The following is a 17,435-nucleotide window of genomic DNA, read 5'->3' as shown; positions in this document are numbered from 1 at the left end:
ATGCACGCGGCGACCACGCCGCGCAGTGTCAATCAGATGTACTCAGGGCAGGCTGTACTTTGACAACCGGCCGCTGTTACCGAAAACGTAGATGCTGCTGCCTTCAGCCACAATCGGTGCGCGCACACCATCACGGTCAACACGGGTGCGGGCAACAAAACTACCGTCAATCTGCGACAGAATGTGCAGATAGCCTTCGACGTCAGCGACCGCAACAAAATTATTGAATGTTGTGGGTGCAGTTATGCGGCGCAGTCGCAGAGAATCGTTTTCCCAGACTGTGCGTTCAGTATTATTTTGCACGGCGTAAACATGGCTGAAACCGTCAACCCAATAAATATTACCCAGGCCCAGCGCCAGTCCATGATAGGTTGATCCCGGCAAACCCCAGACAATACGTCCGGTTTGCACATCCAGGCCCATCAGGTTGCCCTGGTAACTGCCCATATAGACCACGTTGCCAACAATCACCGGATCACCGTCGATGTCGATGATGCGTTCGATATCATAACGTCCCTGTGGCACTGCGATACGTTCTTCCCACATCAGGAAACCGTTATTGGCATCAACACCGGCCGCGATACCGCTGCTGAATCCGGCAATCACGACGTTGCCGGAAATCACCGGCTTGCTGTTGCCACGCAATGACAATGCCGGCACAGTTGTTTCATACACCCAGCGTTGCCGCCCATCAGCCGGCTCCAGTGCAATCAGCCGACCATCAATGGTCTGCACTGCCACCACGCGGCCATCGCTTGCCGGCGCTGCCAGCACTTCGCTGCTAACCGACGTTTCCCACATCAGCTCGCCGGAACTCTGCTCCAGCGCAAATACCCTGGCATCACGGGTCCCCAGCAACACCATGTCACCGCCGGCACCGACACCGCCGGTGATGGTTTCACCGGTGCGCTCACGCCACAACACGTCGCCGGAGACCTTGTCGATGGCATAAACATCGCCGTCTTCAGAGGCGGCGAAGACTGTGTCACCTACGATAACCGGTTGCAGCCGATTGTAGCGACGGCCCTGGCCATCACCCACATTGACACTCCAGTCACGTTGCAGTGAAAACTCTTCATCAAAATCGACCAGCTCGGCCGGTTGCTCTGTTTCGTCGCTGGAGAAAATACTGCAGGCGCCCAAGGTGCCGGCAACTACAATCGAAACAAGCGTTTTCACAACATAATTCATATTCAAATGCTCGGCGACTTGCGCTGTCAGAGGCTGCCTTGCAGCTCAGTGAGTTTCATTTGCAGAACCGGGTTACCTGCGGCAGCAGCCATGGCAGATTCATAAGCGGCCAGCGCCTGCTCGCGACTTCCCTGCGCCAGATAGATATCTCCGCGCAGCTCGTCGAACTCTGCCGCCAGGGCCGAGGCTTCAACTCCGCTGACCACACTCAATGCGCGGTCCGGCTCGTCATTTGCCAGCAGGACCCGGCCCAGACGCAAACGCGCCAGTCTGACCAGCGTCTCATCGGTGCTAGCAAAAAAACCGTTGCGGGTGTTATCCAGCAGCCACTGCAATTCCTGCTCAGCCATCGCCAGGTCATCTGCCTCAACTGCGAGACGGGCACCAAACAGGGCGCCATAGAGCGCGTAAACACTGCCTGCATGCTCAGACTTGAGCGTTGCCACCAACGCCTGCGCCGGTTCACGGTCAGTTTCAGGTACCGTTTCCCCGGGCTGGGTTACCATCAACTGCGACAGCTGATCATAAACTGCCGATGCTGCTGCCGCCGAGCGTGTCTGGCTACCCTGCCAGGCCTGCCAGCCGAAATAGACCAGCGCGACGGCCGCGATACCAATGGCAATCGAGCGGCCACTTTCGCGCCACCAACGTTTGAGCGACTCTAAACTTTCTTCTTCTTCCGTACTTAAAGCCACAAACAGCTCCTGTCTGAATTTACTGATCGTTGTGGGTTCTGCGCCAGCGCAGAACTTGCCATTATGTCTGATTCACAGCAGGCAGGCATCGTGTCGCACTGCCCGATCCGTGTCAAGTCAGGCCGTTGCCGGCACCGTCTCCAACACCCGGGTAAGTGCGCCGACAATGCCTGACACGGCAATCGACTCGGTGCGGCCCTCGTCATCCAGATGACGCAGCCGGACGGTCTGTTCGTCCGTCCCCGGCGCAGGATCAACAATCACCGCAACCCGGGCGCCACTATTATATGCTTTCTTGAGCTGACTGTTGAATTTACCGCCACCGCACAGAGTCATGATGCGTACACCGGGCAGACTGGCGCGTAACTGCTCCGCCAGCGTCAGCATCTGTTCTGTATCCACGCCATCGGATGCCAATACCGTTACGTCCAGCACCTGATTGACCGACTCAGGCAATCGACCGGCAGCCTCCATCAACAACACCAGTCGCTCCATGCCAAATGCCAGGCCGACGGCAGGCGTACCACGCCCACCCAATTGTGCAACCAGCGAATCATACCGACCACCGGCACAGACCGTGCCCTGCGCGCCCAGCTCATCGGTAATCCACTCAAACACCATGTTGTTGTAGTAGTCCAGGCCACGCACCAGGCGCGGGTTCTCGACAAACTCTACCTGGTTGGCACGCAGCAGCTGCTTCAGCGTGTCATAGTGTGCCGTTGTGTCCGGGCTGACAAACTCGCTCAACGATGGCGCATCGACCAACAGCGCCTGGGTTGCCGGCACTTTACTGTCCAGCACTCGCAGCGGATTGCTGAGCAGGCGACGACGGCTGTCGTCATCCAGGTCTGCTTCATGCTGCTGCAGGAATGTCATCAGCGCTGCACCGAAGGCCTTGCGATCGGCGGCGGTGCCGATGTTGTTGATTTCCAGCCGCACACTCTGGCTCAGTCCCAGTGCACGCCACAATGCAGCAGAAATCAGAATGATTTCAGCGTCAATATCCGGACCCGCCATGCCAAAGCTTTCAATACCAACCTGATGAAACTGTCGGTAGCGACCTTTCTGCGGACGTTCGTGACGGAACATGGGGCCGCGATACCACAGGCGTTGCTGCTGGTTATAGAGCAGGCCATGCTGCTCGGCAGCGCGCACGCAGCCGGCGGTGCCTTCCGGGCGCAGGCTGAGCTCATCGCCATTGCGGTCGGCAAAGCTGTACATTTCTTTTTCTACAATATCGGTGACTTCACCAATAGAGCGCTTGAAAAGCTGGGATTGCTCCAGCACCGGAAAACGAATTTCGCGATAACCGTAAGACTGCACCAATCCTTGTGTGACCTGCTCTATATATTGCCAGGTGGGGGTTTCCGCCGGAAGAATATCGTTCATTCCGCGGATTGCCTGTATTTTGCTCATATCCGTGTTGTACTCATAACTAACTTTTTAAAGCGTTAACCGCGCGCGATAATCCCGCCCGGAGCCTGTTCGGCTTCTGCCTTCAGTTTCTCTGCGACCCGCGCCCGTACCATGGCTTCCAGCTCGTCGACCAGCCGGGCGTTGTCGATCTTATGATGCGGCTTGCCATGGACGTAGGCCAGATTGTGCGGAGAGGCGCCGGTCAGGCCTATTTCGGCCACTTTGGCTTCGCCCGGACCATTAACGATGCAACCGATCACTGCCACATCGACCGGGGTAATAACATCTTCCAGGCGCGCCTCAAGTTCGTTGACGACTGAAATCACATCAAAGTTCTGCCGCGAGCAGCTGGGACAGGCGACCAGGTTAACGCCCTTGCTGCGTAGCCCCAGACTTTTCAGAATATCAAAGCCAACGCGAATCTCTTCCACCGGATCGGCTGCCAGCGAAATCCGGATAGTGTCGCCAATGCCATCCATCAGCAAAGCACCCAGACCGACGGCTGACTTGACCGTGCCCGAACGCAAGCCACCGGCTTCGGTAATGCCCAGGTGCAAAGGCTGGTCAATCTGCCCAGCCAACTGCCGGTAGGCCTTCAGGGTCATGAAGATTTCGGAGGCTTTCAGACTGATCTTGAAGTCCTGAAAATCGAGTTTGTCCAGAATATCAATCTGCGTCAGCGCTGATTCCACCATGGCCTCGGCACAAGGCTCCGGGTATTTACGCAACAGCACCTTGCCCAGGGACCCGGCGTTGACGCCAATGCGCAAAGGGATGCCCTTGTCACGTGCAGCATCGATGACGGCCCGGATGCGTTTTTCGCTGCCGATGTTACCGGGATTGATGCGCAAACAGTCAACGCCGTATTCAGCAACCTTGAGCGCAATCTTGTAGTCAAAATGGATATCGGCCACCAGTGGCACGCTGACACGCTGACGAATGGCCCGGAACGCTTCCGCGGCCTCCATGGACGGCACCGAAACCCGCACAATATCTGCGCCCACATCAGTGAGCCGCTGTATCTGCGCAACCGTGGCTTCAACATCACAGGTTTCGGTGTTGGTCATGCTCTGCACTGAAATCGGCGCACCCCCACCAACGGGGACGTTGCCGACCATGATGCGGCGCGACTGGCGGCGATTAATCGGTGATGATTTCAACATAGTGAGCTCACAACACTGGTTTCAATTTCTGGTTTCAAAACAGGTTTCAATGGCATTTCATTTACAGACCGATATTCAGTCGCACCGAATTATCTGCTTTGATATTACTGCTGAAATCGGCCTCGCGACCATTAAAACTTAAAGTCACACCCGGCGCGTTGTCCAGCACGATGGAAAATGGTGCAGTTCCCTGAATCAGCAGTTGCTCGCCGGCCAGGTACGCTTCCCGATGGCTTTGAGGGCCACCGCGGTGCTCGACGTCAACCGAACTGCCCTGCACAAAGCTAAGCTGCAAGCGGTCGTTACCCGGCCAGGTCAGCGTTGTCTGACCGGCCAGGTCCTCTGCTGCTGTTGCCGTGTCCGGGGCAACCACAGGCGCATCGGCACTGCTGTCGGCCTGGGACGCCGCGTCAAACACGGGGATGGCATCTATGTTGCCGCCGTCGATGTTGCCGGTCGCTTCAACGCTGTCTCGATCCGCGGCTGCGCTAGCGGTGTCGGTGTCATCGCCGGTGCTTAGCAACCAGAGCAGAATGGCCACCACAACGAACGCAATACCGGAAAAAATAATCCACGGACGGTTCTTGTCCATACGGCGGCGGGCATAACGCTTGATGGCCTCTTCCTTGCGCGCCAGTTTATGCGTGGTGAATTCACCATATATTTCCAGCATCTGCCCGGGATCAAGTCCCAGCAGCCTGGCATAGGAGCGGATATAACCTTTGACAAAAACATCACCCGGCAGCTTGTCATAACTATCTGACTCCAGCGCCCGCACGTAATGCATGGTGAGGTTCAGCTCATCGGCAACATGCTGCAGGGACAGCTCCAGCGCTTCCCGCTGCGCCAACAACAGACTACCGGGCGTGGTGCGCACATTGTCGGCCACCGCCTCAGCATCGTCTGCCGGTTGTCCGGCTACAGTCTCATCGTTGGCAGTGTTGTGCTCCTCGCTCATATCGTTCTCTAGGACCCGGTCTGGCGGACAATAATGTCACTGCTTTCGACCGCAGCCCGGCGATAACGTTCACTGCGCCGGGTCTGATCGGCCACCTCGCCTACCAGCTGTCCGCAGGCCGCACCAATATCATCACCGCGGGTCGTGCGTACGGTTACCGTATAGCCGGCTTCGTGCAGAATCTGCCGGAAGTTGGACACCGATGAATTGCTTGGGCGTCGATAATCAGACTGCGCAAAGGGGTTGAACGGAATCAGGTTTATCTTGCAGGGAAACGTCTGCAACAATGCAGCCAGTTCACGGGCATGCTGACGATGGTCGTTGACGCCCGCTATCAGCGTGTACTCGATGATCGGTACGCGCTTGTCCGGCAGACTGGCCATGTAATCAGACACGCTGTTGAGCAGCATTTGAATAGGGTATTTGCGATTGACCGGCACAATCTGGTTACGTAACTCATCGTTGGGCGCGTGCAGGGAAATTGCCAGCGACGCATCGGTGAAGTCTTTAAGCCGGTTGATGGCTGGCACCACACCTGCGGTGCTGATCGTAACCCGACGCTTGGACAGACCATAAGCGTTGTCTTCCATCATCAGGCTCAGCCCGTCCATGACATTGTCAAAATTCAGCAGGGGCTCACCCATGCCCATCATGACAATATTACTGACCATTCGATTCATCTTGCCTTCGCCACGTTTGGCGGTCGCGAATCCACCCAGCCGGTGGTTGGCCCACCACAACTGGCCAATAATTTCGGCGGTGGTCAGATTGCTGTTGAAGCCCTGCTTGCCGGTGGCGCAGAAGCTGCAGTCCAACGTACAACCGGCTTGCGAGGAAATACACAAGGTGCCGCGGGTCGCTTCGGGAATGAACACAGTTTCCACCCGACTGCCACTGGCCACTTCAACAATCCATTTGTAACAGCCGTCACTGGCCAGGTGTTCGTCGACAATATTCGGCAACCTGATTTCGGCGCCTGCCTGTAGCTTGTCGCGCAGACTTTTACTGACATCGGTCATGGCAGCGAAATCGGTGACGCCGCGCTGGTGAATCCACTTCATCACCTGCACGGCGCGAAACGGTTTTTCATCCATAGACTGAAAGTAAGCCTGCAACTTGGGCAGGCTCATTCCCAGTAAATTGATTTTATCAACCGTTTCACTCATAACGTCACTCCTGGTCGACCCGGATCAGATTGATCCCGGTCATGTCCCGGCGCTGCGTTCAGCCGCGCGGACAGATTTCTTCGTTTTTGAAGAAGTAGGCGATTTCTCGTGCAGCAGACTCCCCGGAATCGGAACCATGCACCGCGTTGGCGTCAATGGACACGGCAAAATCGGCACGAATGGTACCGGCAGCAGCGTCAGCCGGATTGGTGGCACCCATCAGCTCACGGTTTTTCGCTACCGCACCTTCACCTTCCAGTACCTGCACCATCACCGGGCCCGAAGTCATAAACGCAATCAGGTCTTTGAAAAAACCACGCTCTTTGTGCTCTGCGTAAAAGCCGCCTGCCGATTCGTCAGTCAACTGCACCATTTTGGCAGCTACGATGCTCAGGCCGGCTTTTTCGAAGCGGGAGTAGATCTCACCGATCACATTTTTGCCGACAGCATCGGGTTTGATTATAGATAATGTTCGTTCTTTAGCCATTGTTTCGCTCCACAGCCTGTTACTGGTGTAAAAGGCGCGCATTATACTGGCTTATGGGCAGGTAATTCTACAGCAGTGCACTGTAACGATGCGCGATTAAGCCACAGTTGCTGCAATTAACCTTCGATATCGGGCACGTTAGGGGCTTTTAGGCTTGTGCACGCGCCGGCTGACGCAAGTGCTGCAATGTCCGGATCAGGTTTTCCAGCGCCGTATCAATGTCCTGACGGGTGCTGAAGCGACCAAAAGAGATGCGCAGAGCGCTTTGCGCCATATCTTCATCAACCCCCATGGCTTTGAGTACATAGGACGGCTCCAGCGTTGCCGACATACAGGCAGAACCCGAAGATACCGCAATCTGACGCAGCGCCAGCAGCAGGGATTCGCCATCAACACCAGCAAACCCCAGATTAACGATGCCCGGCACGCCACCGCCGGACTGCCCATGCAGTTGCCAGCCCGATACGCCGGCCAGCCCGGCGAGAAGCTGCTCGCGCAAAACCAGCAAACGCTGGTACTCCTCAGACATTTGCGCCCTGGCCAGGCGGAATGCCTGCCCCATACCCACCAACTGATGAGTCGGCAGCGTGCCCGAACGCATGCCGCGTTCATGCCCGCCGCCATGAATCTGCGCCGTCAGCTCGACACGCGGGTCACGCCGGACAAACAGAGCGCCCACCCCTTTTGGACCGTATACCTTGTGTGCTGATAACGACATCAAGTCCACCGGCAGTTCGGCCAGATCAATAGGCAACTTGCCGGCGCTCTGGGCAGCATCAACATGCAATAACACATTGTGCTCACGCGTTATCGCGCCTATGGCAGCCAGATCATTGACACTGCCGGTCTCATTATTGACGTGCATCAGAGTCACCAGAATGGTGTCATCCCGGATAGCCTCAGCAACCCTGGCGGGCGCAATGGAACCGTCAGCCTCGGGAGTAAGGTAGGTAATCTCGAACCCCTTCTGCTCCAGAAAGTGACAGCTGTCCAGCACGGCTTTGTGTTCAACGCGGGAGCTGATGATGTGACGCCCCTTTGTGGCGTGGAACCCGGCTACACCCTTGATGGCGAGGTTGTCTGCTTCGGTGGCACCCGATGTCCAGACAATCTCGCGTGGATCGCAGTTGATCAGATCAGCCACGTCGCGCCGGGCATTTTCCACCAGCTCCTCAGCCTGCCAGCCATACAGATGCGAACGCGACGCCGGATTGCCGAACTGGCCATCCAGCGTCAGACACTTCGCCATGGCGTCGGCGACCAACGGGTCGACCGGCGTGGTGGCGGCATAATCAAGATAAACCGGTAACTGCATACTACCCCCCGCGGACTACCAGCTCTCGTCGCTCGTCCTGGCTATGAGCCACAGACTTCACCTCATGTCGCTGCATCAGGTCGGCGAGCGAGATGCCGCGCAAAAAACTGTTGATTTGGGCGCTCAGGTCTTCCCACAGATGGTGGGTCAGGCAGATTTCGCCTTGCTGGCAATTCCCCTGCCCTTGGCACTTGGTGGCATCCACTGATTCGTCCACCGCGTCTATGATGTCGACGATGGCGATCGCCGAGGTATCGCGGCCCAGCCGGTAGCCACCGCCGGGTCCGCGCACGCTGTGCACCAGGCCGTGGCGACGCAGGCGCGCGAAAAGCTGCTCCAGATAGGACAGGGAAATGTCCTGGCGCAGCGAAATATCGGACAGTGTCACCGGCTCCGGATCACCATGGATAGCCAGATCCAGCATGGCGGTGACAGCGTAGCGACCTTTGGTTGTCAAACGCATGAATTATCTGCCGGAATTAGGTAAGTTTGTGGGATTATGGAATACCACAGTATTTTAATCAACTATTAGCCATGACTGACACCGCCTATCATCGCCCGGCGTGTTAGACTACGCGCCATGATAGATCTTCATTCCCACACCTGGTTCTCAGACGGCCTGCTGAGCCCGCATGAGTTGATGAGCCGTGCCGCTGAGCTTGGCATCAGACAGCTTGCCATCACTGATCATGACAGCGTGGCGGCGCACCGTGCCATCACTGCGCAGGACGTTCCGACCGGCATGCAACTCATTCCCGGCGTCGAGCTTTCAACCCTGTGGGACAACCGGGAAATACATATTGTCGGGCTGTTCATCGACATTGCGGATGAGCCTTTGAACCAGCTATTGCTGCGCCAGCAGGACAAGCGCCGCAAGCGGGCCATGGATATCGGACTCAAGCTGGAGAAGGCCGGCGTCACAGGCTTGAGTGACTACCTGGCGGACCTGCCGTGCGAAGCGATCAGTCGCAACCACGTCGCTGACTTCCTGATCGACCGTGGCCATGCCAGAAATAAGCAGCAGGCTTTCAGCAAGCATCTGGGCAAACGTGGCCGTTACCACAGTCAGGCCGAGTGGTGCAGCATCAGCGAAGCGGTCACGGCCATCAAGGCGGCAAGCGGCATTGCGGTGGTAGCGCACCCGGATCGATACAAGCTCAACAGGATCAAGCTGCGGCGGCTGTTAACAGAGTTTACTGAGGCGGGCGGTGACGCGCTGGAAGTCAGTTATTCCAATCTGCATCCGGACAAAATGAACAACCTGGCTGACCTGTGCTGTGAGCTGGACATGTGGGCGTCGGTCGGTTCCGACTTCCACACACCGCACACGACCTGGATGGATCTGGGCAGGGTCAGAAAATTACCTGCCCATTGTGAAGACCGGGCACTGTGGCTGCACCCACGCTGGCCAGTAACCGACCAGCAGCAGTCGTCTGCTTAACGGCGCTTCATCGTCGCGACCAGCCCCTTGAATATATCCATCAGGGTTTCATGTTTGTAATCGGTAAACTCACCGGCATCCATGAACATGCCATGATCAGGACAGGCCTCATATTCCAGATGCGGCTGACGTGAATCATTCACCTTCAGCATCGCCTTGCTGCAGCGCGGGCACTGTATATCGCGAACCCGGTTGTAGGTTTTACCAATACGCGGGTCTCCGCTGTCGAGAAAGTCTGACATCCAGGATGACTTGAGCTGCTCGGCTTCGCCATTGTCGAACCATAGCCCCTGGCAACTGCTGCATTGATCAATCGCAACTGAGCCGTGGAGCGTTTCGACTGACCGCTCTATCATCTTGGCATTACATTTTGGGCATTCCATCTTATTCTCCTTACGGCGCCGCTGCATGCGTGCGAGAGTCACGCGCTGAATGCTTTAGCTTTTTTGTTTTAACATGCCTGACCTACTCAGGGCATTCTATAAGATAAATTCCCGCTGTAACAGGCCCAGATCAAAAATCAGAAATCATAACTGACCGCCCGGCTGCGCATGTCCTCAGGGTCCAGGTCACCCCGTTGGCAAGCGAGCAGATCTGACTTATTGAATACATGTATCCGGTCGGGCTGGCGCCCCTCTGCCGCCTGACTACCGAGCCCGGTCATCATCAATGTCAGATGTTCATCAGCAGGCAGAGCACGCAACCCGGACGCGTAGTCACACAAGACAACAAAGACCTGATCTTCCAGCCCGGCTACGTCCTGTTGCCATTGCGCCAGGCGCTCCGCTTCCAGTGCCTCATTGCGCGCTCGCAAGGCCTGCGCCTGCCCGGCAACCTGCTCCCGTAGCGCAGCAACCTGCACTTCAAGCTGCTCGCGCGTCCGCTGCCAGTTTGCCTGAATCTCTGCGCTGGGCAAGGCATCGACCTGCATGGCACGGTCCCGGATTTCCTGACGCAGGGCTTCGGTTTCACTCAGACGCTGCGCAAGCTGCACTCGCAAATCCTGCAACTGCTGATTCATTTGCTCCAGGCTGGCAGAGTCCATTGCTCCCATATTACGCAGGTTATGGGCGGAGGCAGCAGCCGCTGACAACGCCTGTTCAATGGCAGGCATATCAAACAGTGCCGACAGCTGCTGCATCTGTTCGCGATAGAAAGCTGCGATTTCGTCGCTACGCAGAGACATTGCCATGTTGTCACGCATGGCCTCAAAATCGGGTCGGGAGACCACACCGCTGGCCATCAAATTGCCCAGCTGCGACGACAACTCCTCCAGAGCGCTGTTAAGTGAGTGCATACTGGTCGTGCTGCGAAAACCCTGCAACGGGGTTGTCAACTCCAGCACTATGCCTTGCCCGGCAAGGTAATGCCCCTGAACATCGCCGGCCCGGGGGCTGAACACACCGCGGCGCTCGTTAAAACCCAGGCTCTCGCGCATGACACCACTGAAGACGTCAATACTGCGACGCATTTCGCCCAACTGCTCAGCAGTCAGGTTTTGTGCAGTTGCTGTCACCGCCGGCAGACTCAGGGCCGCTGCCAGCGCGACCGCACCGGACCACTTGTGCATGGCTTGCTTATTCATATGTCGCCCTCAAAAAATGGCTGCGTTTGTATGGCCAGCGCTCTCGTCGTCACGGCAAATCGCCCTGATATTGCACATAACTGGCTAGCTGCTGCACGGAATTGACGGTCTGGTAATCTCTGTCCAGCATTTGCTGAAATCCGGCCTCCATGCGCTGAATATCCAGCGCGCGCTGCTGCTCAAACCAGTCCGCCATCTGCACCAGCGTGTCGGCGGTGTTGTCGCCAAACTGCTGCAATGCCGCTTCCAGCATTTGCTGGTTTTCCTGCTGCTGCACTCTGGCTTGCTCCGCGAGGTAACCATCCAGTTGCTGCAACTGGCGCTCTGCTGCCGAAGTGCCGAAGCTGAGTTGCCAGCCCTGCGCCGATACATCCAGCCGGGTCTGGGTCAGCACGGCCACCGACAACACCAGTGATGCGGCCAGTGGCAGCCAACGACCCACATGGCCCCAGGTCGGCCGGGGCCGGCGCCTGACCAACGGTTGTCGTGGCTGATGCGCTGCCGGACCGTGACTGCGATCCCACTCCGGAACCGGTTGCTGTTGCCAGGACAACAACAGTTCGTGCGCTGGCGCCAGCGCCGCAACCTCCGCGCGGCAGTCGGTACACGTCGATACATGTTGCTGCACGGCCAGTCGCGCCGGCGGCGATAACCGGGCATCAAAATAATCGGCAACTATATCAGCGGTTCGGTGACAACTCATGATGTCCCTCCATCAAGGCCCTGAGTTTTTTCAGAGCTGCATAAAAACGTGTTTTTGCGGTATTGGCAGAAATCTCCTGCATCATCGCGATTTCGTCAAAGGTCATGCCCTGGAATACCTTCAACTCCAGTATCAAACGCTGCTCCGGGCTCAACGCTTGCAGAAGACGATGTATGGCCACATTGGACTCAATGGCCATTGCCAACTCCTGCGGCCCCGAATCCGATGTTTGCGAACCTGGCCATTGCGAGCCTGAAGATTGCGACTCCGGCCACGCATCCGGGTCCTCCGGCAGCGCCTGCCCTTTGACCGGATTGGCGTGACGACGCCGGGCAAGATCGACCGCTTTGTTATGCGCAATACGAAACAGCCAGCTAATAAACTGCGATTCTCCGCGAAACCGTGACAGGTTACGGTAGACACCCAGAAAAACATCCTGCATCAGGTCCAGAGCATCATCGCGATTGCCGGTCAGACGCAAACTGTAATTGTAGACGCGACCCTCATAGCGGCGCACAAGCGTCTCCCAGGCATGCAGAGATCCGTTCAGGGCATTTGCTATCAATTCGTTGTCAGGTTCCATGATCTTGTTATCTATGTCGCAGCCGCGGGCAAAAAAGTTTCAGCACCAGAGTTTGCCTGCGATCACACAGAAAAGGAATCGGGGGAGTATTGCCACCTGGGCGGCGAGGATAAACAGCATTGCGCAGGATAACCCCGGCCGGGATCATCCTGCGCAGACAGAGGAGAACATCATCAGGCCGCGTTGCGCCGCCTGGACTCCTCTATCAACTGACTGGCCGCGCGCAGCAATGCGTTCAGCGACGAACTTACGATATCGCGGCTGATCGCAACACCGGTATAACGTTGCAGACCATTCTTCAGCTGAATGTAGGTGACCGCTTCTGCATCGGCCCCCTGGCCCAGAGCGTGCTCACCATACTCCATGATCTCGAAATCAATATCAGTTGCCTCTTTGATGGCCTCGACAAACGCGTCCATAACGCCGTCACCCTCACCGCTGATATCCAGTGTCTGTTCAAAACACTGCATGCTCGCCTTGAACGTTTCGCGCTCACCGGATTTGGAGAAATTGAAGCTGTCCAGTGTTACTGATTGCTGGTCATTCAGGTAAGTCGCCTTGAACAGGGTCCAGATCTTGTCTGCTGCAATTTCCTGACCGGTCGTCTCAGCTTCCCTTTGAATCACGCGACTGAAATCAATCTGTAACCAGCGTGGCAAATTAAAGCCGAACTTGCTCTGCAGCACATACGCAACACCACCTTTGCCGGACTGGCTGTTAACCCGAATCACATCCTGATAGGTACGTCCAAGGTCGCGTGGATCAATGGGCAAATAGGCGATTTCCCAGGTGCTGCCCTCTTGATATATGTCCAGGCACTTCTTGATGGCATCCTGGTGACTGCCGGAAAATGCGGTAAATACCAGATCACCGGAGTACGGCTGTCGCGGATGCACATCAATCTGAGTACAGGCCTTGACCACAGTCACAATCTTGTCCATGTCGCTGAAATCCAGCATCGGGTCGATGCCCTGGCTATACATGTTCATCGCCATGACCACGATATCCATGTTACCGGTACGTTCGCCATTACCCAGCAATGTGCCCTCAACCCGGTCGGCACCGGCCATCACCGCCAACTCCGCCGCCGCGACAGCACAACCGCGGTCGTTGTGAGTATGCAGACTGACCACAACAGCGTCACGCCGGTTTACCTTGCGGCAGAAGTATTCAACCTGATCAGCAAACACATTGGGTGTGGACATCTCGACGGTAGCCGGCAGATTGATGATAACTTTCTTGTCGGCGGTCGGTTGCCAGACGTCAATAACGGCATTACACACGTCAACCGCAAAATCGACTTCGGTGCCCGTGAAACTTTCCGGGGAGTACTGGAAGTGCCAATCGGTTTCCGGTGCTTTTTCTGCAAGCTCTTTCACAACGCGCGCCCCGGCAACCGCGATATCGATGATGCCCTGCTTGTCGGTTTTAAATACTTTCTCGCGCTGCACCACAGATGTGGAATTATAGACGTGCACAATGGCGCGCTTGGCGCCCTTGAGTGACTCGTAGGTGCGGGCGATCAATTCGGGACGCGCCTGGGTAAGAACCTGGATCGTGACATCATCAGGAATCCGGTCCTCCTCGATCAGATAGCGCACAAAGTCAAAATCGGGCTGCGATGCAGCCGGGAATCCCACTTCGATTTCCTTGAAGCCGACCTCAAGCAACAGATCAAACATCTGTTTTTTCTGGCTGACAGACATGGGCTCAATCAACGCCTGATTGCCATCACGCAGATCGACACTGCACCACCGGGGCGCGACCCGGATTATCTGGTCCGGCCAGGTGCGATCGGTCAGCGCCACCGGCGCAAACGGAACGTATTTTTGATGGTTGAAACGGTTGTGCTCGGACATGCTGTCACCCTCTGTCTTGAACCGGGTATTGTTACCCGGACTGTCTATTTCTCGCTAAAACTGGCTTTATCTTTATCAAATTGACTACGCTGCCATGTGAGCTTTCCGGATTCCCCGTCGTTTGTGGCGTCAGGGTGGCAGCTCCGGTCAAATCCGCTGGGTAAGCGGCTGCCTGAAGACTGGCCAAATGGTGGTAACCGTGTCCAGATTGCTCATGTTTGCCAGGTGGTGCAATGACGCTCGGTCATGGCCCGGGACCGCTTTCTGGCTGACCTGACCCGCAATTCGGGGCGGTCTGCCGGGGCCATCAGGTTGATGCATAGAATAGGGAAATCGCCGTAGTGATTCTACTCATTATTTGCGAATAATACGGTATATTTTGGCGCATTACTTCAATTATGCTATCTTAATTAGTGTTTAAAACCAATATAGGCCATTTAGCCGAGATATGACATGGAACTGGACAAGCTCGACCGACGTATTCTGCGCGAACTACAACGCGATGGCAGTATCACCAACGCCGAACTGGCCGAGTGCGTAGGGCTGTCTGCCACACCCTGTGCCAGACGCGTAAAGCGTATGCAGGACGAGGGGCTGATCGAGGGCCAGGTGATAGTGCTTAATCCTGCACAGTTGGGCCTGAAGCTCAGCGCGCTGGTACAGGTAAGCATGGATCGGCACACACCGGATCGCTTCGAGCGTTTTGAAGCTGAAATCCGCAAACACCCGGAAGTCACCGAATGCCTGCTGATCACCGGTCAGTCCGCTGACTATCAACTCAAGGTCATTGTGCCCGACATGGACGATTATCAGGAGTTTCTGCTGAACACGCTGACCCGAATCGAAGGCGTTGCCGACGTTCACTCCAGTTTTATCCTGCGCAAAGTGCTTGATACCACAGCACTGCCTTTACATCATTTGCCGTAAAGGGGACGGAGGGGTTTACCCGCTAAAAAAAGTGCTTCACCTTGTCTTTATAGGAGCGGCTCATTTTCAGCGATGCGCCGCAGCTCAGTGTCAGGTGAAATTCACCGTTGATATGTGACGACACCTTCTCTACCCGGTCCAGATTGACGATAGTGGATCTGTGCACCCGCTGAAACAGTGTGGAATCAAGTTGCGACTCCAGCTCTTTCATGGTGGTGCGCATGATATGAGTATCACCTTTGGCATGCACGCACATGTAATCACCGGCAGCGTCAATCCAGTCGATGTCCCGAATGGGCACAAACGTGGTCGATGCGCCGTCCTTGATAGCCAGTTTCTCGCAGGTTTTGACCGGATTCTCACCACTGCGCAACAGTTCTGCTACCGCCTGCGCGGACTTTCCGGTCAGACTGATGACTATATCGAGCAGCAACTTTTTCTCATCTTCGCCCCGATCACTTTGCAGGCGCTGACGTGCTTTGATAACAGCTGCTTCCAGTCGATCAAGCTCTATCGGTTTCAACAGATAATCTACCGCATGAATCTCGAATGCATTGACCGCGTATTCATCGTAGGCGGTGACAAAAATGACCAGAGGCATATTGTCCTGCTGCAGCCTTTCAACCACTTCAAAACCCGTCATTCCCGGCATCTGGATATCCAGGAACACAAGATCAGGTGTCAACTCGGCGATGGCCTCCAGAGCTTCGCGCCCGTTCTGACACTCCTGCAGCACCTCGACATTGCCCAACTCCTTCAAGCGCAACGACAGTCCCTGACGGGCCAGCGCTTCGTCATCAACGACAATGGCACGAATTGTTTTCACTGAATCATCTAGTTTCATAAGGAATCATCACCATGACCTGAAAACCCTTGGGCTCCCGCTCTGACAGCACCAATTGATGGGCATCTCCGTAAATTTCCTGCAGCCGGTCCCGAATATTTTTCAAACCTACGCCTATCGACGTCGGGTGACTGACAGAACCCGGGCCGTCATCGGCCACTGTAATACAAAGTTGATTGTCTTCGCACCTGCGGGCATTGATCCAGATAGTACCGCCCTCTTCGCTGCGTGCGATAGCGTGTTTTATCGAGTTCTCCACTAACGGTTGCAGAATCATGCTCGGCACCAATGCCTTTTCTGAGTCAGGGGCCAGGTCAACCGTGATACACAAACGCTCTTCGAACCTGACCTTTTCAATATCGAGATACAGATTCAGCGAACCCAGCTCATGCCCCAGATCCACCTTGTCCAATGGATCATGTTCCAGCGAATAACGCAGAAATTTACTCAGGCGGGTGACCATATTATTGGCCTGATCCGTGGACTTGACCAGTATCAGTGTCGATATCGCATTAAGCGTATTGAACAGAAAGTGGGGATTGAGCTGGTAACGCAGCATGCGAAGCTGCGCCTCATGCGCCAGTGCCTCTGAACGCAAGCTCTTTTCTTTCTCGTGCTGGAATAACTGGTAATACTTGATACAGAAGTACAATACACTCCAGATCAACAATATCGACATGGAGATCGGCACCATGCTGGTGAAGCTCACCCAGCCGTAGCCGGTCAGATCCACACTGGCACCGAATTCAGAGTCGGTGATCAGTACTTTCAATGGCCGCCAGGTCTGGGAGGCAACCCAGCACCCCATGACCACGGCAACAATACGTAAAAACACCATCTGTTCCCACACGGCGCGGTAGAGATAGCGCAGTCCGGTGGTCAGAACCATACCGATGACGGCGTCGAGCAGGAATACACCGATACGCTCGATCATATACTCGGCGGGCACAAACGTCAGATCACGCAGCACCAACATCACAACCCATGTACCCCAACCCAGAAGCTGGAACAACCAGAATTGTATCTCTCTGCGCAAGGTCTGCGTGCGAATGCTCATAGCATCGTTGTCTGCCGGTAGAGATTGAAGATATTAAAAAGCTAA

At 55.8% G+C, this 17,435-nt stretch carries 18 protein-coding genes; 2 read left to right on the top strand and 16 right to left on the bottom strand.

All coding sequences use genetic code 11. The features are described from left to right. Positions 1-42: 42 nt before the first annotated feature. The 9 genes from bamB to iscR all read right to left on the bottom strand — a co-directional run bounded on the left by bamB (position 43) and on the right by iscR (position 8,854). The gene (bamB, locus tag ENH71_RS10890) at positions 43-1,179 is read right to left on the bottom strand and encodes an outer membrane protein assembly factor BamB (protein ID WP_294132087.1); all 1,137 of its coding nucleotides are present in this window, start codon (positions 1,177-1,179) and stop codon (positions 43-45) included. Positions 1,180-1,217: 38 nt separating this feature from the next. Further along, the gene (locus ENH71_RS10885; RefSeq protein ID WP_294132089.1) at positions 1,218-1,886 is read right to left on the bottom strand and encodes a YfgM family protein; all 669 of its coding nucleotides are present in this window, start codon (positions 1,884-1,886) and stop codon (positions 1,218-1,220) included. Between the two features lie 117 nt (positions 1,887-2,003). After that, positions 2,004-3,302, bottom strand: coding sequence for a histidine--tRNA ligase (gene hisS / locus ENH71_RS10880; protein ID WP_294132090.1), 1,299 nt, complete (start codon positions 3,300-3,302; stop codon positions 2,004-2,006). Positions 3,303-3,337: 35 nt separating this feature from the next. Continuing rightward, positions 3,338-4,465: a flavodoxin-dependent (E)-4-hydroxy-3-methylbut-2-enyl-diphosphate synthase gene (gene ispG, locus ENH71_RS10875; protein ID WP_294132092.1), complete on the bottom strand. Its 1,128-nt coding sequence runs from the start codon at positions 4,463-4,465 to the stop codon at positions 3,338-3,340. Between the two features lie 61 nt (positions 4,466-4,526). Next, positions 4,527-5,423, bottom strand: a complete 897-nt coding sequence (locus tag ENH71_RS10870) for a RodZ domain-containing protein (protein WP_294132094.1) — start codon at positions 5,421-5,423, stop codon at positions 4,527-4,529. Between the two features lie 8 nt (positions 5,424-5,431). After that, a complete protein-coding gene (gene rlmN / locus ENH71_RS10865; protein ID WP_294132097.1) occupies positions 5,432-6,589 on the bottom strand; it encodes a dual-specificity RNA methyltransferase RlmN in 1,158 nt (385 codons plus the stop codon). A gap of 58 nt (positions 6,590-6,647) precedes the next feature. Then, complete coding sequence (gene ndk / locus ENH71_RS10860; protein ID WP_294132099.1) at positions 6,648-7,076, bottom strand: nucleoside-diphosphate kinase; 429 nt, start codon at positions 7,074-7,076, stop codon at positions 6,648-6,650. A 148-nt stretch (positions 7,077-7,224) separates the two neighbouring features. Continuing rightward, positions 7,225-8,391: an IscS subfamily cysteine desulfurase gene (locus ENH71_RS10855; RefSeq protein WP_294132101.1), complete on the bottom strand. Its 1,167-nt coding sequence runs from the start codon at positions 8,389-8,391 to the stop codon at positions 7,225-7,227. Between the two features lies 1 nt (position 8,392). Beyond that, a complete protein-coding gene (iscR, locus tag ENH71_RS10850; protein WP_294132104.1) occupies positions 8,393-8,854 on the bottom strand; it encodes a Fe-S cluster assembly transcriptional regulator IscR in 462 nt (153 codons plus the stop codon). Between the two features lie 117 nt (positions 8,855-8,971). On the opposite strand from iscR, the gene ENH71_RS10845 reads away from it, so the two are divergent. Next, positions 8,972-9,832 (top strand): PHP domain-containing protein, encoded by an 861-nt coding sequence (locus ENH71_RS10845; RefSeq protein ID WP_294132105.1) that lies wholly within the window; start codon positions 8,972-8,974, stop codon positions 9,830-9,832. Here ENH71_RS10845 and ENH71_RS10840 read toward each other — a convergent pair. The 5 genes from ENH71_RS10840 to leuA form a co-directional block, all read right to left on the bottom strand. Next, positions 9,829-10,215, bottom strand: coding sequence for a TFIIB-type zinc ribbon-containing protein (locus ENH71_RS10840; protein ID WP_294132106.1), 387 nt, complete (start codon positions 10,213-10,215; stop codon positions 9,829-9,831). The genes ENH71_RS10845 and ENH71_RS10840 overlap by 4 nt on opposite strands. Positions 10,216-10,352: 137 nt before the next feature. Then, positions 10,353-11,417, bottom strand: coding sequence for a hypothetical protein (locus ENH71_RS10835; RefSeq protein WP_294132109.1), 1,065 nt, complete (start codon positions 11,415-11,417; stop codon positions 10,353-10,355). Positions 11,418-11,466: 49 nt separating this feature from the next. After that, positions 11,467-12,120 (bottom strand): anti-sigma factor family protein, encoded by a 654-nt coding sequence (locus tag ENH71_RS10830; RefSeq protein ID WP_294132111.1) that lies wholly within the window; start codon positions 12,118-12,120, stop codon positions 11,467-11,469. After that, the gene (locus ENH71_RS10825; protein ID WP_294132113.1) at positions 12,098-12,703 is read right to left on the bottom strand and encodes an RNA polymerase sigma factor; all 606 of its coding nucleotides are present in this window, start codon (positions 12,701-12,703) and stop codon (positions 12,098-12,100) included. The genes ENH71_RS10830 and ENH71_RS10825 overlap by 23 nt, the downstream gene beginning before the upstream one ends. A gap of 173 nt (positions 12,704-12,876) precedes the next feature. Beyond that, complete coding sequence (leuA, locus tag ENH71_RS10820; protein ID WP_294132115.1) at positions 12,877-14,562, bottom strand: 2-isopropylmalate synthase; 1,686 nt, start codon at positions 14,560-14,562, stop codon at positions 12,877-12,879. Between the two features lie 453 nt (positions 14,563-15,015). Between leuA and ENH71_RS10815 the strand changes: the two genes are divergently transcribed. Next, positions 15,016-15,489 (top strand): Lrp/AsnC family transcriptional regulator, encoded by a 474-nt coding sequence (locus ENH71_RS10815; RefSeq protein ID WP_294132118.1) that lies wholly within the window; start codon positions 15,016-15,018, stop codon positions 15,487-15,489. Positions 15,490-15,511: 22 nt separating this feature from the next. Here ENH71_RS10815 and ENH71_RS10810 read toward each other — a convergent pair whose 3' ends face one another. Both ENH71_RS10810 and ENH71_RS10805 read right to left on the bottom strand, forming a co-directional pair. After that, complete coding sequence (locus ENH71_RS10810) at positions 15,512-16,333, bottom strand: LytR/AlgR family response regulator transcription factor (RefSeq protein ID WP_294132121.1); 822 nt, start codon at positions 16,331-16,333, stop codon at positions 15,512-15,514. Then, positions 16,320-17,390 carry a sensor histidine kinase gene (locus tag ENH71_RS10805; protein WP_294132124.1) on the bottom strand — a complete coding sequence of 357 codons (1,071 nt, stop codon included), beginning with the start codon at positions 17,388-17,390 and terminating at the stop codon, positions 16,320-16,322. The genes ENH71_RS10810 and ENH71_RS10805 overlap by 14 nt, the downstream gene beginning before the upstream one ends. Positions 17,391-17,435 lie beyond the last annotated feature (45 nt).

Origin of the sequence: Pseudohongiella sp. (assembly GCF_011050365.1) — a bacterium.
Lineage (GTDB): Bacteria > Pseudomonadota > Gammaproteobacteria > Pseudomonadales > Pseudohongiellaceae > Pseudohongiella.
Note: the sequence above shows the minus strand (reverse complement) of the source record. Positions and strands in the feature narration are given on the sequence as shown.